The organism is Amycolatopsis sp. NPDC049159, from assembly GCF_040648295.1.
In the GTDB taxonomy this organism is placed as follows: Bacteria; Actinomycetota; Actinomycetes; order Mycobacteriales; family Pseudonocardiaceae; genus Amycolatopsis; species Amycolatopsis pretoriensis_A.
Genome location: NZ_JBEZDL010000002.1, coordinates 276,158 through 302,000, shown reverse-complemented (window position 1 = coordinate 302,000; position 25,843 = coordinate 276,158). Strand labels below are relative to the sequence as shown.

The window sequence follows — 25,843 nt, the reverse complement described above, 5'->3', positions numbered from 1 at the left end:
CCAGCAGCCACGATGGCCAGCCCCACTTGCGAACCGACTGGGCACCCATCACCCACCGAGCCAGCAGCCACGGTGGTCAGCCCACTTGCGGACCGACTGGGCACCCATCACCCACCGGGCCAGCAGCCACGATGGTCAGCCCTGCTTGCGAACCGACTGGGCGCCCTTCGCGTAGCCGTCGGCCAGGCCGAACACCTTCTGCGCGTACTCCGTCGAGTTGTTGTACGACAGGATCCCGGCCCACCAGCCGCTCGGGCTAGCCATGTCGCGGCCGCCCGCGCACAGGTAGCGAGCCGCCGCCAGGGCCGCGTCGTCGATCTGCTGGGGGTCGCCGAGGCCGTCGCCGTTGCCGTCGGAGGCCCACTTGCGCCAGGTGCTCGGGATGAACTGCATCGGGCCGACCGCGCGGTCCACCCCGGCGTCGCCGTCGTAGCGGCCGCCGTCGGTGTCGCCGATCGCCTGGACGCCCGAAGAGCCGTCGAGCGGGACGCCGATGATCGGCTTGGACGGGCGGCCGTCCGCGCCGAGGACCGCGCCCGCGTACTGGCCGTGGTTCGACTCGATGCGGCCGATGCCGGCCAGCGTCGCCCACGAGATCTTGCACTTCGGCTGGTCCGCGCGCATCGCCAGCTCGGCGTTGCCGTACGCGGACAGCGCCCGCGCCGGGACGCCGGTCACGGCCGCGACCTGGCTCGCCCACTGCGACAGCGTGGCCGGGCCGGTGCTGCGGGCCTGCTGGGGAGAAGTCTGCTGCTCGGCCCCGCCCGCGACGGCGCCACCGGCCGGGGCGACCGACCCCGGGCGGACGTCGGCCGCCTTGACCTGCAACGCGGGGATTTCGGTGGTGAGGGGGCTCGCCTCGGGCGTCGAGGCGCGCGTGACGAGCCAGATCCCGCCGCCGGCCACGGCCAGCACGGCGAGGACCACGATCAGCCGGGTGAGCACGGCCACACCGGACGAGCGCGGTGCCGGTGCGGCGGGGGCGGCTTCCTCGACGCTCGCGTCGATCGGGTCGTCCTCGGTGTTTCCGGTACTGGTGCGCACGTAACTCCGGTCCTCCAGCGTGGTGTCGACGAAGTGTCAACGAGCCCGCGCAGGTTAGCGTTACGCGGGTCGTCCCGATCGTCTCACCACACCGGATCACCCGGCCGAGTGAAAAGCGTCCCGTCAGGCGGACTTCTGCTGCCGCGCGAGGCGCGCGACGCACCAGGCCGGGGCGCTGCCGCGGCGGAGGTGCTGCAGGACGGTCATCGGACCGAGCCGGCGGCTCAGGTCGGACGGCGCGAGACCGGCCGCCCGGTAGTCGAGGGCCCGCTGGTCGAGCGGGCTGATGCCGGCGTCCCACCACTCTTCGGCCTCGGCGACGCCGCCGACCATCTGCCACCAGCCCGCGGCGGCGGTGAGGAGCTCTTCCGGCACGTCCGGCAGCCGGCTGCGCATCGCGGCGAGGTAGCCGGGGTCGGCCGACTCGACGGGGACGAACCGGGACTGCCCGGTCCGGGCGCGCTGGCCGGGGATGCCCGGAGCCTGCGGCGGCGCGTCGGCCAGCCACGCGTTCGCGATGCGGTCGACCTCCTGCTCTTCGGGGGTCTGCTCGCGCTCGGCGGCCCATTGCCGGATCAGCGCGTCCACTCCGGGATCTCCGGTCATCCCTGCCTCCTTGTAGGTCCCCGACGGACAGGGCCTGACGCCTGTCCCACGCGGTGGTGCCGCACGCACCAACCTGCACCTTGCTGAGTGGAAACTGCCTGCGTACCGGGGGTCTCCGGGGGGAGGGCGAACCACCCGATCACGCAATGTGAGCACCGTAGGGCCGGGGTGGTCCCCTTCGCCAGACCCCGGCTGCCACGAATTCGCCGACCTGCGCGTTTTCAGCCGCAATCCACCCGGATGGTCGAGTGCTGGGGTCCGAAATCCGGGATTGGTGACGTTGCGTGATTTACCGTCCGTTAACACGCACGGTAGCCACCGGCGCCGCCCGTGGCGGTGCCGGTGCGCGGGTGTCGAAGTCAGGAGAAGAGCGTCCGGAAGAACGTCACGATCGCTTCGGCGCCGTCCTTGAGCCAGCCGAGCACGCGGTGCACGAAATCGGCGGACTGGGTGGGCTGGGTGATCAGGAAGAACAGCACGATCGCCACCACCCCGACGATCAGGACCTTCTTCATGCCGCCCGACATGCGCTTCCTCCCGGCTCGCCGATCCCCGTCCCGGGAGTGGCCACCCCAATACTCTAGGGAAGGCGTGCCCGGAAGACACGCCGGTCAACCCTCGAGGAGCGCCGATGCCCCGGAACGTGCTGGTCGAGCACGACGGACCCGTCACCACGATCACGATCGACCGGCCCGCCGCGCGCAACGCCGTCGACGGGCCCACCGCGGCCGAGCTGGCCGACGCCTTCCGCGCGTTCGACGCCGACCCGGCCGCCGCCGTCGCGGTGCTGACCGGCGCCGGCGGCGCGTTCTGCGCGGGCGCCGACCTCAAGGCGATCGGCACCGACCGGGTGAACCGCACCCACCCGGACGGGGACGGCCCGATGGGCCCGACCCGGCTGGCGCTCGGCAAGCCGGTGCTCGCGGCGGTGCACGGGCCGGCCGTCGCGGGCGGGCTGGAACTGGCGCTGTGGTGCGACCTGCGGGTCGCGGACGCGACGGCGGTGTTCGGCGTCTACTGCCGCCGCTGGGGCGTCCCGCTGATCGACGGCGGCACGGTGCGCCTGCCGCGGCTGATCGGCCAGTCGCGGGCGATGGACCTGATCCTGACCGGACGGGCGGTGGAGGCGGAGGAGGCGTTCTCGATCGGCTTGGCCAACCGCTTGGTGCCGGCGGGCGAGGCGGTCACGGCGACGCAGGAGCTGGCCCGCCAGCTGGCGGCGTTCCCGCAGGCGTGCCTGCGCGGCGACCGGCTTTCGGCGCTGGCGCAGTGGGGACGCTCCGAAGAGGACGCGCTGACGGCGGAGTTCGCGGCGGCGATGGGCACGGGCGTACTGGCGGCGGAGGCGGTGGAGGGCGCGGCGCGGTTCGCGAGCGGCGAAGGACGGCACGGCAGCTTCGGCTGACCCGCATCGGCTCCCGCACCGGCCGCGGTCCGCGACAGCGGCGCAGGGCTTCGGCGGCTCCGCGCCGAGGGGGCGGTGTCCGGACCGCAGCGCAGCCGCCCTGCACCGAGCACCGGTCCGCGGCACCGACGCAGGGGCCTCCGCCAACCCGCTCCCTGCGAGGGCCGTGGCACGCCCGCGGGTGCAGCGGCTCCCGCACCGAACACGGCGCCGGCGCTTTTGGGTGCCCCGCGCCATGCGAGGGCGGTGGCCGGACCGCCGCATATCGACTCCCGCGCCGAACGCCGGTCCCCAGCACCTGCGCAGGAGCGTTGGCTGACCCGCGCTTGATGAGGTGGTAGCCGGACCGCTGCGCATCGGCGCCCCACACCGAACGCGGCATCCGCGCGGGCTTCGGCCAACCCGCGCCGGGTGGGGCAGTGGCCGGACTGCCACAGCAGCGGCCTGCACCGAACGGCCAACACCCGCGAGGGGCCTCGGCCAACCCGCTCCTGGCGGAGGCGGTGGCCGGACCGCCGCCCATCGGGCTCCCGCGCCGAAGACAGTCCGCGGCACCGGCGACGGCACCCCTGACCCGCGCTGGGCAGGCGGCCCGCACCGAAAACGGCCCGGGCACCGGCTGCCTGCGCAGGGGGTGGCCGGGCCCGCACGCATCGCGCACCGAGCGCAACGCCGACCCACACCGCGACTTCCACCGCTGCGAGGAAAGTTCCTTCCAGCGCAGCAGAGCGGACGGAAACTCACCGTGTGCGACGGCGCGTCACCTGAGGGGCTGGATCACGCGTCGGGGGCGCGGTTCCGGTCGAGCGGCCGATAAGGTCGGCGGATGGACGGCGATGTCTCCGGAGTCGTGCTCCGGCCGGTGGCCGAGGCCGATCTCGAGTTGCTCGATCGGCTGACCAACGATCCCGTCGCCGCGGGTGAGCACCAGTGGTTCGGGTGGCACGATCCCGGTTACCTGCGCCGCCGGTGGCACGAGAGCGGGATGCTCACCGCCGACAGCGGGATGCTCGTGCCCGCTCTCGGGGGGCGCGTGCTCGGCGTCGTCTCGTGGCACCGGACCCGGACCGGGCCGGCGGCCTACTGCTGGAACGTCGGCCTCGTGCTGGCCCCGGAAGCGCGGGGCCACGGCTACGGCACCGAGGCGCAGCGGCTGCTCGCCGAATACCTCTTCGCGCACACGCAGCTGAACCGCGTCGAAGCGACGACCGAGGTCGGCAACCGCGCCGAACAGCGCTCGCTCGAGAAAGCCGGCTTCACCCGCGAAGGCGTCCTTCGCGGCTACGACTTCCGGAACGGCGAGTGGCGCGACCACGTCATCTACTCGGTCGTGCGCTCCGACCTCACGCGGAACTAGGCGATCGCGCCCGCCGCGCGCAGGGCGTCGAGGTCTGTGACGCCCAGTTCGGCCAGCACGGCTTCGGTGTCGGATCCCTTGGCGCGCGGGGCTTCCGGCGTTTCCGGCGGGGTCCGGTCGAACCGCGGTGCCGGGGCCGGCTGGACCATGCCGCCGATGTCGACGAACGTGCCGCGCGCCGCGTTGTGCGGGTGCGACGCGGCTTCTCCCGGCGCCAGGACCGGCGTCAGGCACGCGTCGGTGCCCTCGGCGCGCGCGACGAGGTCGTCGCGCGTGTACTTGCCGATCGCCGTCGCGAGGATCTCGCGCAGCTTGGGCCACTGCGTCTTGTCCACGTGCAGCGGCAGCGACTCCGGGTCCAGCTCCAGGACCTTGACCAGGTCGCCCCAGAACCGCATCTCGATCGCGCCGACGGCGACGTACTTGCCGTCCGCGGTCTCGTAGGTGTCGTAGAACGGGGCGCCGCCGTCGAGCATGTTGTCGCCGCGGCCGCCGCCCCACAGGCCGGCCGCGGCCATGCCGTGCAGGCTCGTGGTGAGCAGCGCGGCGCCGTCGACCATCGACGCGTCGACGACCTGCCCGCGCCCGGACGTGGTCCGCTCGTACAGCGCCGCGAGGATGCCCATCGCCAGCAGCAGGCCACCGCCGCCGAAGTCGCCGACGAGGTTGAGCGGGGGCACCGGCCGCTCGCCCGCGCGCCCGATCGGTTCGAGCGCGCCGGCGATGCCGATGTAGTTGATGTCGTGCCCGGCCGCCGTGGCCAGCGGCCCGTCCTGGCCCCAGCCGGTCATCCGGCCGTAGACGAGCCGCGGGTTGCGCGCGTGCACCGCCTCCGGGCCGAGCCCGATCCGCTCGGCGACGCCGGGGCGGAAGGGCTCGATGAGGACGTCGGCGGTGTCGCACAGCTTCAGCACCAGCTCGACGCCTTCGGGCGTCTTGGTGTTGATGCCGACCGACCGGCGGCCGCGGGCGAGCGGGTCGGTCGGGATGCCGAGCACGTCCTCCCCCGGCTTCGCGCGGTCGACGCGGACGACGTCGGCGCCGAGGTCGGACAGGATCATCGTGGCGAAGGGCCCGGGCGCGAGACCCGCGAGCTCCACCACCTTCAGGCCGCTGAGCGGACCTGCTTTCATGACTGAGGTCCCTTCAGAGCGTGCGGGAGATGATTTCCTTCATGATCTCGCTGGTGCCGCCGAAGATCCGCGAGATGCGGACGTCGGCCCAGGCACGCGCGATCGGGTATTCGGTCATGTAGCCGTAGCCGCCGAAGAGCTGCACGCAGTCGTCGATGACCTTGTTGACCCGCTCGGTCGTCCACAGCTTCGCCATCGCCGCGCCCTGGACGTCGAGCTCGCCTTTGAGGTGCCGTTCGATGCACTGGTCCAGGAACGCGCGCGAGACGGCGGCTTCCGTGGCCGCCTCGGCGAGGGTGAACTTCGTGTTCTGGAAGTTGAAGATCGGCCGGCCGAACGCCGTGCGCTCCTTGGTGTACTCGAGCGTGAGGTCGACCGCGGCCTCCAGCCCGGCCACCGCGGTGACGGCGATGATCAGCCGTTCCTGGGGCAGCTGCAGCATCAGCTGGAAGAAACCCTGGCCTTCGGCGTCGCCGAGCAGGTTGGCGGCGGGCACGCGGACGTCGTCGAAGAACAGCTCGGCGGTGTCCTGGCCCTTCAGCCCGACCTTGTCGAGGACGCGGCCGCGGCGGAAGCCCGGCGTGTCGGTCTCGACCACGACCAGCGAGACGCCCTGGGCGCCCGCCTCCGGGTCGGTCTTCACCGCGACGACGACGAGGTCGGCGTGGAAACCGTTGGTGATGAACGTCTTGGCGCCGTTGATGACGTAGTGGTCGCCGTCGCGGACCGCGCGGGTCTTGATGCCCTGCAGGTCGGAGCCGGTGCCCGGTTCGGTCATCGCGATCGCGCCGACCATCTCGCCGCTGGCCATCTTCGGCAGCCACTCGCGCTTCTTCTCTTCGGAGGCGTACGCGCTCAGGTAGTGCGCGACGATTCCGTTGTGGACGGTCACGCCCCACGCGCTGTCACCCGAGCGGGCCTGCTCCTCGTAGAGGACGGCCTCGTGCGCGAAGGTGCCGCCGCCCCCGCCGTACTCCTCGGGGATCGACAGGCAGAGCAGCCCGACCTCGCCGGCCTTGTTCCACAGCTCGCGGTCGACCTTCTTCTCGGCCGCCCAGCGCTCCTGGTGCGGCACGAGCTCCTTCTGCATGAACGACCGCGACAGTTCGCGGAGGTCTTCGAGCTCGGTCGTGCTCCAGGAGCTCTTCGGCAGTTGCAGCGGCACGGGACACCCTCCTGCTGGAAAACATGACGATCAGCATGTAAGTTCTCTGCGGAATGTACATCCGTACCGGCCTGTAGGTAAAGCAGGGAGGCCGAAGTGACCTCGACGGCGCACCGGACCCAGGCGCAGCGACGTGAGCAGACCCGCACGGCGCTGCTCGACGCCACCATCGACTGCCTGGTCGACGTCGGCTACGCCCGCACGTCGGTGCAGGAGATCTGCGCCCGCGCGGGGGTGTCGAAGGGCGCGGTGCAGCACCACTTCACCGCGAAGGCCGAGCTGATGGCGGCCGCGGTCGAGCACCTCACGACGAAGCTGCGCCGCCGGCTCGCGGCCTCGCTGGACGAGCTGCCCAGCGGCGGGACCGGTGTCGCCGCGGCGATCGACCTGCTGTGGACCGGCTACTCGGGCACGCTCTCGACCGCCGTCACCGAGCTGTGGGTCGCCGCCCGCACCGACCCCGAGCTGCGCGCGGCCATCCGCCCGGTCGACCGCGCGCTCGGGCGCGCCACGCTGGAGCACGTCACGCAGGTCGCCGGCGAACTCCCGCCCGAGCGCGCCGAAATGCTGTTCTGGCTCACCGTGAACCTCACCCGCGGGCTGGCGCTGGACGCCGAGCTCGGCGGCGACCCGGACCGGCGGCGGCAGCTGCTCGAGGAGTGGAAGCGCATCGCCGTCCTGCTCTACCAGGACGCCGCCACTGCTCCGAGCTGACGAACCCCTTATCCGCGGCCGTCGAATCGTGGTCCAATCCCCCGGACAGAGGGGAGTCACCATGACCGCCGCTCCGCACCCTTATCCCTACGGCCCGCCGCCCGCGCGGCCCCCCGCCGATCCCGGCGGCTTCTTCCGCTTGCTCGCCGGGATGTTCGGCGCCGTGGCCGCGGCGCTCGTGGTGGCCGGGTCGTTCCTGCCGCAGACGTCGTTCGAGCAGGTCGTCGACGGCAAGGCCGAGACCAGCCAGACGATCAGCGCCTGGTCGCGGTCGTTCTCGGTCGAGCCCGGCGAGGAAGCGAAGAAGTTCTACGAGAACACCCACGTCGCGCGCTACGGGATCCCCCTCACCGCCGGCGCGGTCGTGCTGCTGGCCGGGGCCGGACTGGCCTTCGCGGGCCGGCGGCGCTCGGCGGGCCCGGGCGTCCGCGACCTCGGGCGGACGGCGCTGGTGGCCGGCGGCGCCGGGGTGGCCGGTGCGGTGTGGATGCTCGGCATGGACGTCTCGGCGACGTTGAGCTACGAGTCCGGCGAGGGCACCATCCAGTCGCACTACGCGACCGGGACGGGGTTCTGGGTGCTGCTCGGCGGTGGCGCGGTCGCGGTGGTGGCACTGGTGTTCGCGGTGCTGGCCGGCCGGCGCGCCCCCGCCACGGCCGGTCCCGGTGGGCCGCCGGGGCCCTACCAGCAGCAGTCGCGGCCGTACCCGGTGCCGCCGCAGCAGCAGTACGGTGCGCCCCAGTTCCCGAGGCAGGCTTACGGCGGCCAGGGGTACGGCGCGCCCCAGTCCCAGCCCTTCCCCGCACAGCCTCAGGCCGGGCCGTACGGCGCACCGCAGTCCCAGCCGTTCCCGGCGCAGCAGCCGCCCACCCCGGCACACGGCACACCGCAGCCCTTCGGCGCCCAGCCGTACGGCGGTGCACCCGCGCAGCCGGCTTCCGACCGGGCCGAGGACGAGCCGGTGTCCGGCGACCTGTCGTCGCGGCTCGACGACGCCCACGGCGGCGCGACCCAGGCGCACCCGCCGCCGAAGCAGGAGCCGACCGAGCCGACGTACCAGCTGCCGCCGTTGAACCCGCCCAATACATGAAAGATATTCACATCAGACTGGACATCTGACGTACCGACGGTATGGTGTACTCGTCGGTAACCCCTGCGCGGCGTCGCGCGGACTCCGGACGCCGTGGAACGGAGACGTCATGACCAGCACGACCCCCGCGAACGCCGTCGAAGACACGCCTTTGCCGCCGACCGTCGGCGGCGTCGCCGGGGCGCCCGGCTCGGCGCGGGCGGCCCAGCTCGTCGCCCGCGTGGCCGGTGGCGCGGACTCGGCGCCGATCCGGATGCGCGCGCCCTTCACCGGGCGGCCGATCGCGACGCTGCCCCAGGCCACCGACGCCGACGTCCGCTCGGTGTTCGCCGGCGCGCGCACGGCCCAGCGGGCCTGGGCGGACCGCTCCCCCGCCGAGCGCGCCCGCGTGCTCACCCGCCTGCACGACCTCGTGCTCGACCGCCAGGACGAGGTGCTCGACCTGGTCCAGGTCGAAGCGGGCAAGGCCCGGCTCGACGCGTTCGACGAGGTCAGCGCGACCGCGCTGGTGGCGGCCTACTACGGCAAGCACGCGGCGAAGTTCCTCGCCCCGCGGCGCGTCGCCGGCGTCATCCCCGGCCTGACCCGCGCCGGCGAGATCCGGCACCCCAAGGGCGTCGTCGGGATCATCTCGCCGTGGAACTACCCCCTGGCGCTGACCGCGATGGACGTCCTGCCGGCGCTGGCCGCGGGCAACGCCGTCGTGCAGAAGCCGGACAACCAGACCGCGCTCTCGGCGCTGTGGCTGCACGAGCTCGCCGAAGAGGCCGGGCTGCCCGCCGGGACCTGGCAGATCGTGCTCGGCCGCGGCTCGAAGATCGGCACCGCGCTGGTCGAGGAGTCGGACTACCTGTGCTTCACCGGTTCCACGCCGACCGGCAAGGAACTGGCCGGGCAGGTCGCGAAGCGGCTGACGTCGTACTCGCTGGAGCTCGGCGGCAAGAACCCGATGATCGTGCTGCCCGACGCCGACGTCACCAAGGCCGCGACCGGCGCGGTGACCGCGTGCTTCTCCTCGGCGGGCCAGCTGTGCGTGTCGGTCGAGCGGATCTACGTCCACGAGGACATCCGCGAGGAGTTCACCCGCGCGTTCGTGGCGAAGACCGCGGCGCTGCGGCTCGGCGGCGCGCTCGACTACCAGGCCCAGATGGGGTCGCTGACGTCGGAAGACCAGCTCGCGACGGTGTCGGCGCACGTCGAAGACGCCCGCGAGAAGGGTGCTTCGGTGCTCACCGGCGGGCGTCCCCGGCCCGACCTCGGCCCGCTGTTCTACGAGCCGACGGTGCTGTCCGGCGTCACCGCGGGCATGCTGCCGTTCGCGGACGAGACCTTCGGGCCGGTCGTCTCGATCTACGGCTACACCGACGTCACCGAGGCCATCGACCGGGCCAACGACACGCCGTTCGGGCTCAACGCCAGCGTCTGGTCCCGCAACGGCCGCGCGGGCTGGGAGGTCGGCGCGCGCCTCAAGGCCGGCACGGTCAACGTCAACGAGGGCTACGCGGCGACGTTCGGCAGCGTCGGCGTGCCGATGGGCGGCATGAAGGACTCCGGCGTCGGCCGCCGCAACGGCGCCGAGGGCCTGCTGAAGTACACCGAGTCCCAGTCGATCGCACTGCAGCGCGGGCTCGCGCTGCGGCCGCCGCGCGCGGTGCCCGGTTCGCTGTGGTCGCGCGGGATGACGTTCGGCCTCAAGGCACTGCGCCGCCTCCCCCGCTGACCCCTGCCGCAGGTTCTCGTGAGTGTTCAGGGCGGTTCTAACCGCCCTGAACACTCACGAGCGGCCCTACGCGTGTTCGGCGGCCGGGGCGGTCAGCAGGCCCCGGTCGTAGGCGATCGCCACGGCCTCCGCGCGCCGGCTCGCGCCCAGCTTCGCCATCACCCGGGACAGGTGCACGCTCACCGTCTTCTCGCTGATGTAGAGCTCCTCCCCCACCTGCCGGTTGGTCCGGCCCAGCGCCACGCGCTCCAGGACGTCGCGCTCGCGGTCGGTCAGCGGGTCGGTGACCGACCGCGCCGGGGCCGCGGGTTCGACGCCGGCCAGCTCGACGCGGGCGCGGTGCGCCAGGTCCCGGACGGCGTCACGCAACGGGATCGCGCCCAGCCGGTTCGCCACCGCGTGGGCCGCTTCGAGCGCGGCACCGGCGTCGGCGTCACCGGCCAGCAAGGCCTCGGCTTCGTGCCAGCGGCAGACCGCCTGCTCGTAGACGGCGCCGTAGCCGAACGCCTCGGCCGCGACCGTCCACTTCGCCGCGTCGCCCCGGCCGGTCAGGCAGGACGCCGCCGCTTCCAGGCGGGCCAGCCAGGCCCGGCCCTCCGGCCCGAGCTCGCCCGAGCGCGGCTGCCCGACGACCGAGCACATCCGCCCGTGCGCCAGCATCCGCTCGCCCGCCGCCACCGCCGCGTCCACCGCCGCCGAGTCGCCGCGGACCCGGGCGTCGGCGGCCAGCGCGGCCGCGGCCGAGACGCCGAGCGCGGCCACCCGGATGCCGGCCAGCAGCCCGGGTTCGATCCGCTCCAGCCAGCCGATGAGGTCTTCGGTCCGGCGCACCGCCTCGGCGTGCTCGCCCCGCCAGTACGCCAGCTCGACGCCGGAACCGCCCACCGCCAGCGGGATCTGCATGTCCGCCGTCCAGTGCTGCCGCAACCCGGCGACGAGCTTCGCCGCTTCGTCGAACCGGCCGCGGCCGACGAGGAACAGCGACCAGATGGCCAGGATCCGCGCGGCGACCGCGCTGGACACCCCGCGCCCGGCCCGCCCGGCGCTCTCGTCCGGCCAGTCGCCCATCAGGTAGCGCAGCATCAGCTGCCGCGCCCGCAGCTCCAGCCCGTAGACGCTCCAGCTCAGCCCGGCTTCTTCGGCGCGGGCGACACCGCGGGCGGCGTGCGCCAGCGCTTCGGCGAACTCGCCCTGGTCGTCGTGGCTCAGCGCCAGGAAGTAGGTCGCGCGGATCTCGGTGTTGAGCGCCCCGGCGTCCCGCGCCTTGCGTTCGGCCTGCCGCAACCGCTCGCGCGCCTCGGCGGCGTCGCCCGCGGAGTCGGCCAGCGTGCCCAGGGTGACCAGCGCCGACGCCTCCGCGCCCGCCGCGCCGGCCGCCTGCGCGTCGGCGACCGCGGACAGCGCGCTGTCCAGCGCCTCCTCGGGCTTGTCGAGGATCCGCAGGAACCCGGCCCGGCTGGCCAGCACCCACGCCCTCGTGCCGCTCGGCCCGCCGTCCTTGACCAGGTCCCACGCCCGGTCGATGGCCGCCGTCGCCTCGTCGAGCGTGCCCTCCAGGGCCAGCAGGGACTCGGCCAGCCGCCGCCACGTCTTCGCCGCGCGGTCCACCGGTGTGTCCGGGGTCAGGGCCCGGGTCGCCGAACGCGCGAAAGCCGCCGCCCGGTCGGGCTCGCCGGAGGTGCCCGCGAAGTACGAGGCCTCGTGCAGCAGCCGCAGCTCGTCGTAGCCCTCGGGCCGGTCCGCGGCCGCGACGGCGTCCCAGATGGACAGTGCCTGTTCGACGTGCTGCAGCGCCGACCCGGGCGCGCCCAGCTTCTCGGCCTCGTCCATCGCGCGCAGCAACGCCGGCAGCGCGGTGACCAGGTCGCTGCTCTGCAACGAGTGGTAGGCCAGCTTCGCGTCGTGGCCGCGGCCCTGCGGCCGGGCCTGGATCCGCGCGGCGTACGCGGCGTGCGTGCGCGACCGCTCCCCCGGCAGCAGATCGCCGTACACCGCTTCCTGCAGCAACGCGTGCCGGAACGTGTAGGAGCCATCCGAGAGCACCACGAGCACGTGGTGCTGGACGGCTTCGCGCAGCGCCTCGTCGAGCTCCAGCTCCCCCAGCGCGGAGACCTCGGCGAGCGCGCCGTGCATCACCGGCTCGTTGGCCACCGAGATCACGCGGACCACCCGGCGGGTGTCCGGCGAGAGCCGCTCGAGCCGGGACAGCAGCACCTCGGCCAGCCCGGCGGGCAGGTCGTTGCACTCGGTCTTGGTGGCGAGCAGTTCCTCGGCGAAGAACGGGTTGCCCTCGGAGCGGCTGACGATGTCGGCCACGACGCCGGCCGCCAGCGGCTCGTCGGCCAGCGCCTCGACGAACTTGCGGGCGTCGGCGGCGCCGAAGGGGTGCAGGTCGACGCGCTCGACGGTGGCGAGCCGGACCAGTTCGGAGAGGAGGCCGCGCAGCGGGTGGCGCCGGTGGACGTCTTCTTCGCGGTAGCTGCCCACGACCAGCAGCCGCTGCGCGCGCAGCCGGCTCAGCAGGAAGGACAGCAGGTTGCGGGTCGAGGCATCGGCCCAGTGGAGATCCTCCAGCAGGATCACCACCGGGCGCGACTCCGCGACCTCGGTCAGCACCCCCAGTACCGCGTCGAACAACTGCAGCTGACCGAGGTCCTGTTCCGGCCGGGGACGCACCATGGTCTCCCGGTCGTTGGAAGTCATCGGCGGGTGCTCCGCCGCCCGCGGCTCCTCGAAACCCTGCCCCTGCGGCAGCAGCCGCCCGAGCGCGGGCCGGGCCCGCACCGCGGCCGCGACCACCGCGTCCGTCGCCACGCCGAGGGGGGCGAGCGCCTCGGCGAACGGAAGATAAGGAAGACCGCCTTCGCGGACGTCGATGCAGCGGCCGGTGAGCACCAGCGCACCGCAGCCGTCGACGTGCTCGCCGAGCGCGGTCAGCAGCCGGGTCTTGCCGACCCCGGCGTCCCCCGAGAGCAGCACCGCGCCGGCTTCGCCACGTTCAGCCCTGGCGAAGGCGGCGCGGAGCCGCCGCATCTCGTGGGTACGGGCGACGAGCGGGATTCCGGAGCCGAGTCGGGGCACGAGGAGCATTGTTGCCTACCCCACCGACAATCTCGCGGGGGTTTGGGTGGCGAAGCCCCCAACCTGGGGCGAAGCCCCGGATGTCACCGACAGTTTCCGACCGCTTATCGCCATCGACACCATCTCGCCGCCCCCTTACCGGGCGGTCTCGCCGACGCCCGCGGTCTCCCGCGTGGCTTCGCGGCGCTCCTGCGCCGGTACGTCGACGTCGGTGCGCCCGGCCCGGAAGTGGCGGGCGGCGCGACGGGCGCGGATCGCCCAGGCGCTGCGCCCGGCCTTCCGCAGTTCCTCGGCCCGGTAGGCCGCTTCGGCCCGGACCGCGTCGAGCATGAGATCGCTGTGCATCGTGTTCCCCTTGGTTCCCGAGTTCACCGGTTGGTAGGACTCAGGTTCGTCCTGAGGGGGCGGCCCAGGCATCGGGTGATCACGCAGCTCTGGTCGGCAAAAGACCCCTTACTCCCGGTCGAGCCCAGCTCGGCGGGGGTAAGGGGTCTTTGTGGACTGCCTCAGTCGTGCGTGTGGCCGCCGGTCCGCACCGCGGCCAGCAGCCCCCGCCAGCCCGACGCGGGCAGGCGGAAAGCACCACCTTCGGGGTCCTTCGAGTCGCGCACCGCGGCGCCGCCGTCGACGAATGCGACCTCGACGCAGTCGTTGCCGCCCCCGCTGTGGCTGCTCTTGCGCCACCGCGCCCCGGACAGATCTGCTTCCATGGTCCCCACTCCTTACTGTGTCCTCGGTTCCAGATGGTGCACCGGAGCCGGAACGGCAGCCTGTTCGGCGAACCGTCCGGCGGCCTCGGCGATCAGATCCACCGAGTCGTCCGGCTTCAGTGCGGCCGCGCGCAGATGGTCGAACATCAGCCCGTAGCGCCGGACGTCTGTGGGTTCCTCCAGGTAGAGGCCGCTGGACGTGCTGTCGTCGACGTAGACGACGTCCGGGTCGGCCTGTTCGGGGAAGCCCATGATGAGGAAGGGGCCCTCCATACCGGGGTGCGCGCCGGCGCCGAACGGCACGACCTGGACGGTCACGTTCGGTTTCTCGGCGAGCGCGACCATGCGGTAGAGCTGCTCGGCCATCACCTCGGGGCCGTCGACCACCCGGCGCAGCACGGCCTCGTCCATCACCGCCCAGTACTCCGGCGGCGGGGTTTCCGAAAGCAGTTCCTGGCGCGCCATCCGGGCGGCGACGCGGCGGCGGATCTCGGCGTCCTCGGCGTCCGGCCGCAGCGCGCGGATCACGGCGCGGGCGTAGCGCTCGGTCTGCAGCAGCCCGGGCACCAGCAGGGCCTGGAACGCGCGCAACGAACTCGCATCGGCTTCGAGCCCGACGAAGGTGCCGGTGAAGACCTCGTTGTAGGCGTGCCACCAGCCGCGCTTGCGGGCCTCCCTGGCCAGCTGGACGAGCGCTTCCTGCTCGTCGCCGGTGATGCCGTAGAGGGCCAGCATGTCCCGCGCGTCACGCGGGGTGACGCCCACGTGGCCGGTCTCGATGCGACTGATCTTGGAGGCGGAGCATTCGAGCTTTTCGCCGACCTCGTCGATGGTCAGGTCCGCGGCTTCCCGCAGCCGGCGAAGCTCGCCCGCGAGCCTCCGGCGGCGAACCGTGGGGCTCTGTCCCCTTGCCATCGCGCACCTCCGGATGTCGACGGCGTCGTAGCCGTTCGGTCGCTGCCAGTATCCAACCACGGCGGTCGTGCAATAACACCGGCACTATTCCCGCCCGGCCGTCCGGGCGGAAATCTGCAATTTGCAGAATGCTCTTGTATGCTCACGGCCTGCACTGCCCAGGACGCGAGCGGGGCCCGGCGGCTCCCGCCCCAGTTCCCGCCCGGCCCTGTTGAGCAGCGTAGACGATGGATCCGCGGCTCGCCGCGTGATCATCGGGAGAAGAGGTCCGGGGCTGTCCCCCGATCGGCCCCGGCCCTCTCCCCCCGGTCGGCTGCCTTTTGCGGCGGGGGAAATTCCGCCAATTTGTCGCCCGTAGGGGTGATTTCCGGGCCGCGTTCAGAGGACGCGCAGAAGTCCTTCTTGGACGACCGTCGCGAGGAGCGTGCCGTCCTCGGCGAAGAACCGGCCCGTGGCCAGGCCGCGGGCACCGGACGCCGTCGGCGAAGCGCTGTCGTAGAGGAACCATTCGTCGGCGCGGAACGGCCGGTGGAACCACAGTGCGTGGTCGAGGCTCGCGCCGAGCACCTTGTCGGTGTCCCAGTACACGCCGTGGCGCGCGAGCACCGAGTCGAGCAGCGTCATGTCCGAGGCGTAGGTCAGCACGCAGACGTGCAGCAGCTGGTCCTCGGGCAGTTTCCCGTCGGCGCGCATCCACACCTGGTTGCGCGCGGGCCGCTCGCCGGTCTCGCGGGTGACCCACGGCGGCTCGTTGACGTAGCGGACGTCGATCGGTCGCGGCCGGCTGTGCGCGCCGATCGCGTAGCCCTCGGCGCGTTCCATGAGCGTCGGCAGCGTCTCCGGCGCGGGGATGCCCTCGGGCATCGTCTCGGCGTGCTCGATGCCCGGCTCGTCCTTCTGGAACGACGCCGAGAGCGAAAAGATCGCCTTGCCGTGCTGGACCGCGACGACCCGGCGGGTGGTGAACGAGCGGCCGTCCCGGATCCGGTCGACCTCGTAGACGATCGGCACGCTCGGGTCGCCACCGCGGATGAAGTACGCGTGCAGCGAGTGCACCCGGCGTTCCTCGGGGACCGTGCGCCCGGCCGCGACGAGCGCCTGGCCGGCCACCTGCCCGCCGAACACGCGCACCGGCGAGTGGGCCGGCGAGACGCCGCGGAAGATGTTCTCTTCGATCTTTTCCAGGTCGAGCAGGGCGACCAGGCGATCGAGCACGGGCTGGCCGCCACCGGGCTGTTCGAGTTCGGTGGCGGCCGTCCTGGCCATTTCAGTCATGGCTGGAGCCTATGTGCTGCGGGGGTAGGACGTCCCTTATGCGTGGTCGTCTTCACCGAGGCGGTGCACGTGGATGAGGTTCGTCGACCCCACGGTGCCCGGGGGCGAACCGGCCACGATGACGACCAGGTCGCCCTTCTGGTACTTGCCCATCTCGAGCATGGCGTGGTCGACCTGCTGGATCATCTGGTCGGTCGAGTCCACCCGCGGCACGATGTGGGTGTTGGTGCCCCACGTCATCGACAGCTGGCTGCGGACGCAGTCCTCCGGTGTGAAGGCCAGCAGCGGCAGCCGCGTGTGCAGCCGGGCCAGGCGGCGCACGGTGTCGCCGGACTGCGTGAAGGCGACCAGCGCCTTCGCGTTGAGCCGCTCGCCGATGTCGCGGGCGGCGTAGGAGATCACGCCGCGCTTGGTGCGCGGGACGTGGGTCAGCGGCGGCACGATCGGCGAGTCGGTCTCGACCGCCTCGACGATCCGGGCCATGGTCTGCACGGTCTCGATCGGGTACCGGCCGACGCTGGTCTCGCCGGACAGCATCACCGCGTCGGTGCCGTCGAGCACCGCGTTCGCGACGTCGGAGGCCTCGGCGCGGGTCGGCCGGGAGTTGTTGATCATCGACTCGAGCATCTGCGTCGCGACGATGACCGGCTTCGCGTTCTCGCGGCAGATCTGGATGGCGCGCTTCTGCACCAGCGGGACCTGCTCCAGCGGCAGCTCGACGCCGAGGTCGCCGCGCGCGACCATCACCGCGTCGAAGGCCAGCACGATGGCTTCGAGGTTGTAGACGGCTTCGGGCTTCTCGATCTTGGCGACGACCGGCAGGCGCCCCTTGCCGACGCGGTCCATCACCTGGTGGACCAGGTCGATGTCGGCCGGCGAGCGGACGAAGGACAGGGCGACGAAGTCCACGCCCAGCTCGAGGGCGAACTCGAGGTCTTCGATGTCCTTCTCGGACAGCGCCGGCACGGAGACGTCCATGCCGGGCAGCGAGACGCCCTTGTTGTTGCTGACGGGACCGCCTTCGGTCACCTCGCAGACCACGTCCTGGCCCTCGACGCCCTTGACCACCAGGCCGACCTTGCCGTCGTCGACGAGCAGGCGGTCACCGGGCTTGGCGTCCCGGGCGAGGCCCTTGTAGGTGGTCGAGACCCGGTCGTGGGTGCCGGCGACGTCTTCGACGGTGATCCGGACGATGTCGCCGTTGTGCCACTCGACCGGCCCGCCCGCGAACGTGCCGAGCCGGATCTTCGGGCCCTGCAGGTCGGCGAGGACACCGACCGCCCGGCCGCTCTCGGCGGCGGCGGTGCGGATGAGGTCGTAGACCTCCTTGTGGTCGCCGTGGCTGCCGTGGCTGAAGTTCATCCTGGCCACGTCCATGCCAGCGTCGACGAGGGCCCGCATCTTCTCCGGCGTAGCGGTGGCGGGGCCCATGGTACAAACGATCTTCGCGCGTCGGCTCACGTTCGCACAGCGTAGTCCCTCTTCGGGCGTTCGTCTGTACCGATCCCGAAAAGTTCAGAGAAACTGTTCAGAAACCCGCCCCGTCCAGCTGGTCAACGGCGGGGTTGCTCGCTGGGGCCGACCCGGTCACGGGCCCACTCGTTGAACTCGCGCACCTGCCGCCACGCCTTTTTCACCCGATCGAGCGCCCCTCGTTCGTGCAGGACGTCGTCGGGCTCCCAGCCTCGGACGGCGTAGACCGAGCGGTAGCGCAGCAGGTCGAGGCGGGGGTGCTCGGCGTCGAAGCCGCGGGGCTTGGACTTGAGCCGGTCGCCGCGGACCTCCCAGCCGGTGCGTTCGAGCTTCTTGAGGATCTTCCCGAGCGCTTCGCCGTGCAGCTCGGTGTCGACGGCCTTCCGGAACCGGGCGATCTGGTCGGTGGCCAGGTGGAAGCAGCCACCGCCGACGCGCAGGCCCTCGGGGCCGACCTCGACGTAGTAGGCGCCGCCGCCGCGGCCCTGCTCGATCACGCCGCCGCAGTGGGTCTTGTACGGCGTCTTGTCCTTGGCGAAGCGGACATCGCGGTACGGGCGGAACACCTTGGGCTCGCCGAAGCCGTCCGAGAACTCGGGCGCGAGCTCCGCCAGCAGCGCCTCCATCGGCGCGCGGACGTCGGACTTGTACGTCTCGACGTGGTCGTCCCAGTAGGGCTTCGAGTTGTCCTCGACGAGGCCGTCGAAGAAGTCGACGGCGTACTCGCCGAATCCGCTGAACTTCACGGGGAGGAACGATAAACGGGGACACCGACGGTTTCCGCGCCGGTGTCCCCGGGGTCGGAACCCGGTGCGGCCGGCGCACCGCGCGCGACCGGCCGCACCGGGAGCCCTACTTGGCGACGGCCGTGATCAGCTCGCCGTTGGTCGTGTCGCCCGACAGTTCCCAGAACATCGCGCCGCCGAGGCCCTGCGTCTTGGCGTAGGAGACCTTGCCGGCGATGGTCGAGGGGGTGTCGTAGCTCCACCAGTTGCTGCCGCACTTGGCGTACGCGGTGCCGGCGACCGTGCCGGTCGACGGGCAGGACGTCTTGAGCACCTTGTAGTCCTCGATGCCCTGCTCGTACTTGCCGGGCGCCGGGCCGGTCGCGGTGCCGCCCGGTGCGCTCTGCGTGACACCGGTCCAGCCGCGGCCGTAGAAGCCGATGCCCAGCAGCAGCTTGCCCGACGGGACGCCCTTGCTCTTCAGCTTCTGGATCGCCGCGTCGGAGTAGAAGCCGGCGGTCGGGATGCCGCTGTAGCCGGTCAACGGCGAGTGCGGGGCCGTCGGGCCCTGCGCGGCCCAGGCGCCGAAGTAGTCGTAGGTCATCACGTTGTACCAGTCGACGTACTGGGCGGCGCCGCCGTAGTCGGCCGCTTCGATCTTGCCGCCGCTGGTGCCGTCGGCGGTGATCGCCGAGGTGACGAGCTTCGAGCCGAACTTGGCCCGCAGCGCGCCCATCAGGTTCTTGTACGCCGCCGCGCCGCTGGTGTCGCAGCTCAGGCCGCAGGAGTTGGGGTACTCCCAGTCGATGTCGATGCCGTCGAAGACCCCCGCCCAGCGCGGGTCGTTGACGAGGTTGTAGCAGGAGTTCGCGAACGCCGCCGGGTTCTGCGCCGCCTGCCCGAAGCCGCCGGACCACGTCCAGCCGCCGAACGACCAGAGCACCTTCAGCCCGGGGTGCTTGGCCTTGAGCTTCTTGAGCTGGTTGAAGCTGCCGGCGAGGGGCTGGTCCCAGGTGTCGGCGACGCCGTCCACGCTGCCCGCGGCGTCGTAGGTCTTCTGGTAGTCGGCGTAGGCGTCGCCGATCGCGCAGCCGCCGTTCGTCACGTTGCCGAACGCGTAGTTGATGTGCGTCAGCTTGCTCGCCGAACCCGACGTCTCGATGTTCTTGACGTGGTAGTTGCGGTCGTAGACACCCCATTCGGTGAAGTAGCCGACCACCTTGCCGACGGAGGCTTGCGCGGTCTCGGTGGCGGCGGTGGCGGCCGGGGCGGTCGCGGCCCCCGCGACCAGGCCCGCGGCGGCCGCCGCGGTCAGCAGCGCCGAGAAGCTCTTCCTGCGGAAACGGGACATGCGTTCTCCCTCCGGAGAATTACTCACGGCGACGGTGCCGGAGTGGTGGGGACCACACCACCGTAAGTGGACTAGACCACTAGGTCAATGGTTCAGACCAAGCAGCCCGGTGGTCGGTACGTGCATGCCTTGACAGGAATATGCCCGCGGAGCACATTTCGGGGGTGATGCAGACCTTCGAGGTGCTGGCCGAGCCCCGCCGCCGCACGATCCTCGACCTCCTGCGCGATGGCGAGCGCTCGGTCGGCGAGCTGGTCGACGAACTGGCGCTCAGCCAGCCCGCGGTGTCGAAGCACCTGCGGGTGCTGCGGGAAGCCGGCCTGGTGACGGTGCGCGTGGCGGCCCAGCGCCGGTGCTACGCGCTGCGGCCCGAGCCCCTGGCGGAAGTCGACGCGTGGCTGGCGCCCTACCGGCGGTTCTGGGGCGAGCGCCTCGACGCGCTGGAGCGGCGCCTGGACTCGACCGACCCGCGCTGACCGGCGGGCGGCTCGAACGTGATGCCGCGCTCGGCCGCGCGGCGCTCACCCCACTCGTACAACGCCGTCAGCGCGGGCCGCAGCTCCTCCCCCACCGCCGTCAGGTGGTACTCGACGCGCGGGACCCGGTCGTCGAACTCCACGCGGCGCACCAGCCCGTCCGCCGCCAGCTCGCGCAGCTGCTGGGTAAGCATCTTCTCGCTCACCCCGGGCACCCGGCGCCGCAGTTCGCCGTAGCGGTGGGCGCCTTCCTTCAGGTGCGCCAGGATCACCGGCTTCCACTTGCCGCCGATCAGGTCGACCGCCAGCTCCGTCGCGCAGTGGTACCGCTTCATGACGCTCTCCCTACGCACCGGAAAGTACGTGCTTGCCCCCGCCACCCCGCCGCTGGTTGCCTGGCCGGGTGATCGTCGAATACCTCCGCTACACCGTGCCAGAAGCCGCGCGGGCCGACTTCGAGAAGGCCGCGGCCGGGCACCACGTCGAGCGCGCGCCCGGCCGGTACCTGGTGCGCGCCCCGTCGCCGTTCGGCGGCATCGAAGGCTTCACGCCCGAAGGCGAGCCCGAACGCTTCGAAACCACCACCCCCTCCCTCTACGACTGGGCCGGCGGCCGCGAAGCCCTCGTGCGCCTGCTGACGATCTTCTACGGCCACGTCCTCGAAGACCCGCTGCTCGAACCGGTCTTCCGCACCATGGACCCGCACCACGCCGAACACGTCGCCGTCTGGCTCGGCGAAGTCTTCGGCGGGCCGCCCGCCTACACCGGAAGCCACGGCGGGCACGCCCACATGATCGGCCGCCACCTCGGCCGCGCCATCACCGAGCCGCAGCGCCGCCGGTGGGTGTCGCTGCTGCTCGACGCCGCCGACGAGGCCCGGCTCCCGGCCGACCCCGAGTTCCGCGCGGCCTTCGCCGGCTACGTCGAGTGGGGCAGCAGGCTGGCCGTCGTCTTCTCCGCCCCCGGCGCCCGGCCGGACCCGCACGAACCGGTCCCGCGCTGGGACTGGCCGAGGCCACCCTGGCCGACGGGCGGGGCCTAGCCGCATAGTGAGGGCAGTCGGAAGGAGGCTGCCGTTGATCCGGGTGGACGGCCGGACCCTCCGGTGCGCGGACGTCGTCACGGCGGCGCGCACCGAGGGCCCGCTGGGCATCGACGTCTCGATCGCCGCACAGCGCGCGGCCGAACACGCGTGGAAGCTCGCAGAAGACCTCAGCACGCGCCGCGTGGTCTACGGCCGGACCACCGGTGTCGGGGCCAACAAGGACGACGCCGTCGAGAGCTCGACGGAGCACGGCCTTCGCCTGCTGCGCAGCCACGCGGGCGGCAGCGGCGACGTACTGCCGCCCGGGCACGTCCGCGGGATGATGCTGATCCGGCTGAACCAGCTGCTCTCCGGGCGGTCCGGGATCAGCCCCGAACTGATCGGCGCGCTCGCCGAAGCCGTCCGCACCGGCGCGCTGCCGCTGGTGCACCGGCTCGGCGCGATCGGCACCGGCGACCTCGCACCCCTGGCGGAGACGGCGCTGGCACTCACCGGCCAACGGCCCTGGGTCACCGGGCACGTGCCGCCGGTCCCGGTGCACGCCGGCGACGCATTGGCGTTCATGAGCAGCAACGCCGCGACGCTCGCCGAAGCGACCCTCGCCGCGATGCGGCTGGACACGCTGACCCGGGCGAGCCACGCGGTGGCGGCGCTGACGTACGTCGCGCTCGACGGCAACCCCGAGGCGTACGCCACCCCGGTGCACGAAGCGCGGCCGCACGCGGGGCAGGTCGCCTGCGCCGCGGAGATGCGGCGGCTGCTCGGCATGCACCAGACGCCGAAGCCGGGACGCCGCATCCAGGACCCCTTCGGGCTGCGGGCGTTCCCGCAGGTGCAGGGCCCGGCGCTGGACGCGATCCACTACCTGCGGGACGTCCTCGCCGTCGAGATCAACGCGAGCACCGAGAACCCGATGATCTCGACGGTGCACGGCGACGCCTACCACCACGCGCACTTCCACACCGCGTACGTGTCGACGGCACTGGACCAGGCCCGCGCGACCGTGCACCAGGTGGCGGAGCTGTCGGTGGCGCGGCTGGGCGACCTGGTCGAGCCGGAGTTCACCGGCCTGCGGCCGTTCCTCGCGGCGGGCCCGGCGGCCAGCTCGGGCGTGATGATCCTCGAGTACGTGGCCCACGACGCGCTGACCGAGCTGCGGCAGGCGGCGCTCCCGGCGACGCTCGGCACGGCCGTGGTGTCCCGCGGCATCGAGGACCACGCGAGCTTCTCGACGCAGGCGGCCCGCGCGGCGACGGCGGCGTGCGCGGCCTACCAGCAGGTGCTCGGCTGCGAGCTGGTGGCGGCGGTCCGCGCCCTGCGGATGCGCGACGCGGACCTGGTCGACCTGCCGGTGCGCGACGCGTTCGAGCTGGCGTCGGAGGTCCTGGACCCCAGCACCGACGACCGCCCCCTCACCGACGACATCGCCGCCGCGGTGGGCGTGCTGGACCGGCTGGCCCGGATCTAGCGTGAACCCGAGCCGACGCCGTGCGGCAGCGCCCCTGAACGCGCGGAGGGCCGCCCCGGACTCTCGGAGCGGCCCTTCGCGGGGAACTCAGCCGAAGAAGACTTCGGCTTCCTGGTAGCGCTCGGCCGGGACGGTCTTCAGCTCGGCCGTCGCCTCGGACAGCTTCACGCGGACGATGTCGGTGCCCTTCAGCGCCACCATCACGCCGAAGTCGCCGTCGGCCACCGCGTCCACCGCGTGGAGGCCGAAGCGGGTCGCGAGGACGCGGTCGTACGCCGTCGGGGTGCCGCCGCGCTGGACGTGGCCTAGGACCACCGCGCGGGACTCCTTGCCGGTGCGGTGGGCGATCTCGTCGGCCAGCCAGGTGCCGATGCCGCCGAGGCGGACGTGCCCGAAGGCGTCCTTCTCGCCGGTCAGCAGCCGCTCCTCGCCGCCCTCGGGCAGCGCGCCCTCGGCGACGACGATGATCGGCGCGTACTCCTTCTCGAAGCGGCTCTCGACGTAGGAGACGACCTGGTCGACGTTGAAGTGCCGCTCCGGCACCAGGATGACGCTCGCGCCGCCGGCGAGGCCGGAGTGCAGCGCGATCCAGCCGGCGTGGCGGCCCATGACCTCGACGACGAGGGCGCGGTGGTGCGACTCGGCGGTGGTGTGCAGCCGGTCGATCGCTTCGGTCGCGATGGAGACCGCGGTGTCGAAGCCGAAGGTGTAGTCGGTGGCGCCCAGGTCGTTGTCGATGGTCTTGGGCACGCCCACGACGCCGACGCCGTCGTCGGTCAGCCGCTTCGCGACGCCGAGGGTGTCCTCGCCGCCGATCGCGATCAGCGCGTCGACGCCCTGGTCGGCCAGGACCTTCTTGATCTTGTCGACACCGCCCTCGACCTTGTACGGGTTGGTGCGCGAGGACCGCAGGATGGTGCCGCCGCGGGTCAGGATGTCCTCGACGTCGTTGAGGCCGAGCGGACGGCTGTCCCCGGTGAGCGGGCCGTTCCAGCCGTTGCGGAAGCCCACGAAGTCCCAGCCGTGCACCTCGATGCCCTTACGCACCACACCGCGGATGACCGCGTTGAGCCCCGGGCAGTCGCCGCCGCCGGTCAGCACACCGACACGCATGAGAAGCCTCCGTCTGTTCTCTGGAGATGACAGTCACAGTTCGTCGTCCGCCAGCGTAGCGGCTCGCGTCTTGATCGGTGCAGGCCGTACCACCTGCCGAATCGGTCCGACTCGCGCCTGTGCTACCTTGGCGCCGTGCAGCGCTATTTCTGGTTTACGAAGCCGGCCCCGGGTGGGCACGGCGGCGTGAACCTGCGCTGACCACCACCCCGAGCCGGATCTCCAACCGGCTCGGCGAGTCCCCCGCGGGTCGGTGTCCACCAGGAAGGAACACCCCCGCCATGACGCTCTCGGCCGGCCCCGCCACCATCGGTGACCTCGACGCCGCGCGCACCACGTCGATCAGTCCGCTCATTTCGCCCGCCTTGCTGCGCGAAGACCATCCGGTCGACGCCGCCGTGGCCAAGGTCGTGCGCCAAGGGCGCGCCGAGACGGTCGACATCCTCGAAGGCCGCGACGACCGGCTGCTCGTCGTCGTCGGGCCGTGCTCGGTCCACGACCCCGCGGCGGCCCTCGACTACGCCCGCCGGCTGGCCGCGAAGGCCGAGGAACTGCGCGGCGAGCTGCACATCGTGATGCGCGTGTACTTCGAGAAGCCGCGCACGACGCTGGGCTGGAAGGGCCTGATCAACGACCCGGACCTGGACGGCACGTTCGCCGTCAACAAGGGCCTGCGGCTGGCGCGGAAGCTGCTGCTCGACGTGTCCGCGCTCGGCCTGCCGGTCGGCTGCGAGTTCCTCGACCCGATCACGCCGCAGTTCATCGCCGACATCGTGACGTGGGGTTCGATCGGCGCGCGCACGGCGGCCAGCCAGGTGCACCGCCAGCTGTGCAGCGCCCTGTCGATGCCGGTGGGCATCAAGAACTCGACCGAGGGCGACGTCCAGGTGGCGATCGACGCGACCCGCGCGGCGGCGGCGAGCCACGTGTTCCCGGGCATCAACACCGACGGCCTCGCGGCCCTGCTGACGACGTCGGGCAACCCGGACTGCCACGTGATCCTCCGCGGCCACAACACAGGCCCGAACTACGACGCGGCGACGGTGTCGGAGACGCTGGCCCGGCTGGCGAAGTCGGGCCTGCCGGAGCGCGTGATCATCGACGCTTCGCACGGCAACAGCGGCAAGGACCACGTCCGCCAGGGCGCGGTGGTGAGCGAGCTGGCGGCGCGGATTTCGTCCGGCGAGCGCGGGATCTCGGGGCTGATGATGGAGAGCTTCCTGGCGGGCGGCCGGCAGGACCTTTCGCTGGGGCACGCGGAGCAGCTGACTTACGGCCAGTCGATCACGGACGCGTGCCTGGCGTGGGACGACACGGCCCCGCTGCTGGACGAGCTGGCCGAGGCCGTGCGGGCGCGCCGCTGAGAGGTCCCCGGCCTGGGGGTCCCCCGGTTTTGACGTTACCGGGGAGCACCGACAATTCCGGGCCCCGTGGAGGCCGGTGGCGCGAACGGTCCGTTCGCGCCACTCGGGGATGTCCGGGAGTGCCGGTGGGGTCGCGAATGACTCATTGGGGACGTGTGAGGTCTCCTATGAGTCATTCGCGGCGTTCGTGAGGCGACCGCGCGGCCGAGGTGAGCGGGCCGGATCGAGCGAGTTGAGCCGGACCAGGCGAGCCTGGGGCGGACCGGGCGGGCTGAGCCGGAGCGGGATCCGACCGAGCGCGGCCGAAAGCGAGCGCGGTCACAGCAGCCGGGACCCGAGCGGGCCGGCGGGCGGCCGGCCGACCGGGCGGGCCAGGCTGGCGGACCGGGCGGGCGGGTCAGGTCGACCGGGCGGGCTGGGCGGGCGTGCCGACCGGCGGGCGGCCGAACGGGCCGGACCGACCGACCGGGCGGGCTGGGCGGGCGTGCCGACCGGCGGGCGGCCGAACGGGCCGGACCAACCGGGCGGGCTGGTCGGGCTGGTCGGGCTGGTCGGGCTGGTCGGGCTGGTCGGGCTGGTCGGACCAGCGAGCCGAACCGAAGCAGGGCGAGCG

The 25,843-nt window shown here is 72.5% G+C and carries 24 protein-coding genes; 9 read left to right on the top strand and 15 right to left on the bottom strand.

The genetic code is table 11. The annotated features are described in order from the left end of the window. Window positions 1–135: 135 nt before the first annotated feature. The 3 genes from AB0B33_RS04655 to AB0B33_RS04645 form a co-directional block, all read right to left on the bottom strand. The gene (locus tag AB0B33_RS04655) at window positions 136–1,044 is read right to left on the bottom strand and encodes a lytic murein transglycosylase (RefSeq protein WP_247012054.1); all 909 of its coding nucleotides are present in this window, start codon (window positions 1,042–1,044) and stop codon (window positions 136–138) included. A gap of 123 nt (window positions 1,045–1,167) precedes the next feature. Further along, a complete protein-coding gene (locus tag AB0B33_RS04650) occupies window positions 1,168–1,650 on the bottom strand; it encodes a helix-turn-helix transcriptional regulator (protein ID WP_247012056.1) in 483 nt (160 codons plus the stop codon). Between the two features lie 359 nt (window positions 1,651–2,009). Further along, window positions 2,010–2,177, bottom strand: coding sequence for a hypothetical protein (locus AB0B33_RS04645; RefSeq protein WP_166641399.1), 168 nt, complete (start codon window positions 2,175–2,177; stop codon window positions 2,010–2,012). A gap of 104 nt (window positions 2,178–2,281) precedes the next feature. Between AB0B33_RS04645 and AB0B33_RS04640 the strand changes: the two genes are divergently transcribed. Further along, window positions 2,282–3,055, top strand: a complete 774-nt coding sequence (locus tag AB0B33_RS04640; RefSeq protein ID WP_360766823.1) for a crotonase/enoyl-CoA hydratase family protein — start codon at window positions 2,282–2,284, stop codon at window positions 3,053–3,055. 826 nt (window positions 3,056–3,881) lie between these two features. After that, window positions 3,882–4,412 carry a GNAT family protein gene (locus AB0B33_RS04635; RefSeq protein ID WP_360766820.1) on the top strand — a complete coding sequence of 177 codons (531 nt, stop codon included), beginning with the start codon at window positions 3,882–3,884 and terminating at the stop codon, window positions 4,410–4,412. On the opposite strand, the gene AB0B33_RS04630 is transcribed toward AB0B33_RS04635, so the two are convergent. Continuing rightward, the gene (locus AB0B33_RS04630; protein WP_360766817.1) at window positions 4,409–5,545 is read right to left on the bottom strand and encodes a CaiB/BaiF CoA-transferase family protein; all 1,137 of its coding nucleotides are present in this window, start codon (window positions 5,543–5,545) and stop codon (window positions 4,409–4,411) included. The genes AB0B33_RS04635 and AB0B33_RS04630 overlap by 4 nt on opposite strands. A 13-nt stretch (window positions 5,546–5,558) precedes the next feature. Continuing rightward, complete coding sequence (locus tag AB0B33_RS04625; protein ID WP_360766814.1) at window positions 5,559–6,710, bottom strand: acyl-CoA dehydrogenase family protein; 1,152 nt, start codon at window positions 6,708–6,710, stop codon at window positions 5,559–5,561. A gap of 96 nt (window positions 6,711–6,806) precedes the next feature. On the opposite strand from AB0B33_RS04625, the gene AB0B33_RS04620 reads away from it, so the two are divergent. From AB0B33_RS04620 to AB0B33_RS04610, 3 genes are all read left to right on the top strand, one after another. Continuing rightward, a complete protein-coding gene (locus tag AB0B33_RS04620) occupies window positions 6,807–7,424 on the top strand; it encodes a TetR/AcrR family transcriptional regulator (RefSeq protein WP_247012065.1) in 618 nt (205 codons plus the stop codon). A gap of 61 nt (window positions 7,425–7,485) precedes the next feature. Further along, window positions 7,486–8,514: a hypothetical protein gene (locus AB0B33_RS04615; protein ID WP_247012067.1), complete on the top strand. Its 1,029-nt coding sequence runs from the start codon at window positions 7,486–7,488 to the stop codon at window positions 8,512–8,514. A 109-nt stretch (window positions 8,515–8,623) separates the two neighbouring features. Further along, window positions 8,624–10,234, top strand: coding sequence for a succinic semialdehyde dehydrogenase (locus AB0B33_RS04610; RefSeq protein WP_360766810.1), 1,611 nt, complete (start codon window positions 8,624–8,626; stop codon window positions 10,232–10,234). A 66-nt stretch (window positions 10,235–10,300) separates the two neighbouring features. On the opposite strand, the gene AB0B33_RS04605 is transcribed toward AB0B33_RS04610, so the two are convergent. From AB0B33_RS04605 to AB0B33_RS04570, 8 genes are all read right to left on the bottom strand, one after another. Beyond that, the gene (locus tag AB0B33_RS04605) at window positions 10,301–13,324 is read right to left on the bottom strand and encodes an AAA family ATPase (RefSeq protein ID WP_360766807.1); all 3,024 of its coding nucleotides are present in this window, start codon (window positions 13,322–13,324) and stop codon (window positions 10,301–10,303) included. A gap of 126 nt (window positions 13,325–13,450) precedes the next feature. Further along, on the bottom strand, window positions 13,451–13,660 hold the full coding sequence (locus tag AB0B33_RS04600; protein WP_360766804.1) for a hypothetical protein: 210 nt from the start codon (window positions 13,658–13,660) through the stop codon (window positions 13,451–13,453). A 161-nt stretch (window positions 13,661–13,821) separates the two neighbouring features. Continuing rightward, window positions 13,822–14,025 carry a DUF397 domain-containing protein gene (locus AB0B33_RS04595; RefSeq protein WP_247012075.1) on the bottom strand — a complete coding sequence of 68 codons (204 nt, stop codon included), beginning with the start codon at window positions 14,023–14,025 and terminating at the stop codon, window positions 13,822–13,824. Window positions 14,026–14,037: 12 nt separating this feature from the next. Continuing rightward, a complete protein-coding gene (locus AB0B33_RS04590) occupies window positions 14,038–14,940 on the bottom strand; it encodes a helix-turn-helix transcriptional regulator (RefSeq protein WP_247012077.1) in 903 nt (300 codons plus the stop codon). 378 nt (window positions 14,941–15,318) lie between these two features. Then, entirely contained in the window at window positions 15,319–16,215 is an 897-nt protein-coding gene (gene tesB, locus AB0B33_RS04585) for an acyl-CoA thioesterase II (protein ID WP_247012079.1), read from the bottom strand. Window positions 16,216–16,251: 36 nt separating this feature from the next. Next, window positions 16,252–17,676, bottom strand: coding sequence for a pyruvate kinase (gene pyk / locus AB0B33_RS04580; protein WP_247012081.1), 1,425 nt, complete (start codon window positions 17,674–17,676; stop codon window positions 16,252–16,254). A gap of 92 nt (window positions 17,677–17,768) precedes the next feature. Then, window positions 17,769–18,434, bottom strand: a complete 666-nt coding sequence (locus tag AB0B33_RS04575) for a DUF2461 domain-containing protein (RefSeq protein WP_360766800.1) — start codon at window positions 18,432–18,434, stop codon at window positions 17,769–17,771. A gap of 106 nt (window positions 18,435–18,540) precedes the next feature. Beyond that, window positions 18,541–19,764, bottom strand: a complete 1,224-nt coding sequence (locus AB0B33_RS04570) for a glycoside hydrolase family 18 protein (protein ID WP_360766797.1) — start codon at window positions 19,762–19,764, stop codon at window positions 18,541–18,543. A 164-nt stretch (window positions 19,765–19,928) separates the two neighbouring features. On the opposite strand from AB0B33_RS04570, the gene AB0B33_RS04565 reads away from it, so the two are divergent. Then, window positions 19,929–20,240 (top strand): metalloregulator ArsR/SmtB family transcription factor, encoded by a 312-nt coding sequence (locus AB0B33_RS04565; protein ID WP_247012088.1) that lies wholly within the window; start codon window positions 19,929–19,931, stop codon window positions 20,238–20,240. Here AB0B33_RS04565 and AB0B33_RS04560 read toward each other — a convergent pair. Next, window positions 20,171–20,575, bottom strand: coding sequence for a helix-turn-helix domain-containing protein (locus AB0B33_RS04560; protein ID WP_360766795.1), 405 nt, complete (start codon window positions 20,573–20,575; stop codon window positions 20,171–20,173). The genes AB0B33_RS04565 and AB0B33_RS04560 overlap by 70 nt on opposite strands. A 68-nt stretch (window positions 20,576–20,643) precedes the next feature. Between AB0B33_RS04560 and AB0B33_RS04555 the strand changes: the two genes are divergently transcribed. Together AB0B33_RS04555 and AB0B33_RS04550 are read left to right on the top strand one after the other, a co-directional pair. Continuing rightward, complete coding sequence (locus tag AB0B33_RS04555) at window positions 20,644–21,282, top strand: group II truncated hemoglobin (RefSeq protein ID WP_360766792.1); 639 nt, start codon at window positions 20,644–20,646, stop codon at window positions 21,280–21,282. A gap of 34 nt (window positions 21,283–21,316) precedes the next feature. Further along, complete coding sequence (locus AB0B33_RS04550; protein ID WP_247012095.1) at window positions 21,317–22,753, top strand: aromatic amino acid ammonia-lyase; 1,437 nt, start codon at window positions 21,317–21,319, stop codon at window positions 22,751–22,753. A gap of 87 nt (window positions 22,754–22,840) precedes the next feature. Here the strand turns inward: AB0B33_RS04550 and AB0B33_RS04545 are convergent, their stop codons facing one another. Then, on the bottom strand, window positions 22,841–23,866 hold the full coding sequence (locus AB0B33_RS04545; protein ID WP_247012097.1) for a 6-phosphofructokinase: 1,026 nt from the start codon (window positions 23,864–23,866) through the stop codon (window positions 22,841–22,843). A gap of 281 nt (window positions 23,867–24,147) precedes the next feature. On the opposite strand from AB0B33_RS04545, the gene AB0B33_RS04540 reads away from it, so the two are divergent. Then, window positions 24,148–25,230: a 3-deoxy-7-phosphoheptulonate synthase gene (locus AB0B33_RS04540; RefSeq protein WP_360766788.1), complete on the top strand. Its 1,083-nt coding sequence runs from the start codon at window positions 24,148–24,150 to the stop codon at window positions 25,228–25,230. Window positions 25,231–25,843: the final 613 nt, after the last annotated feature.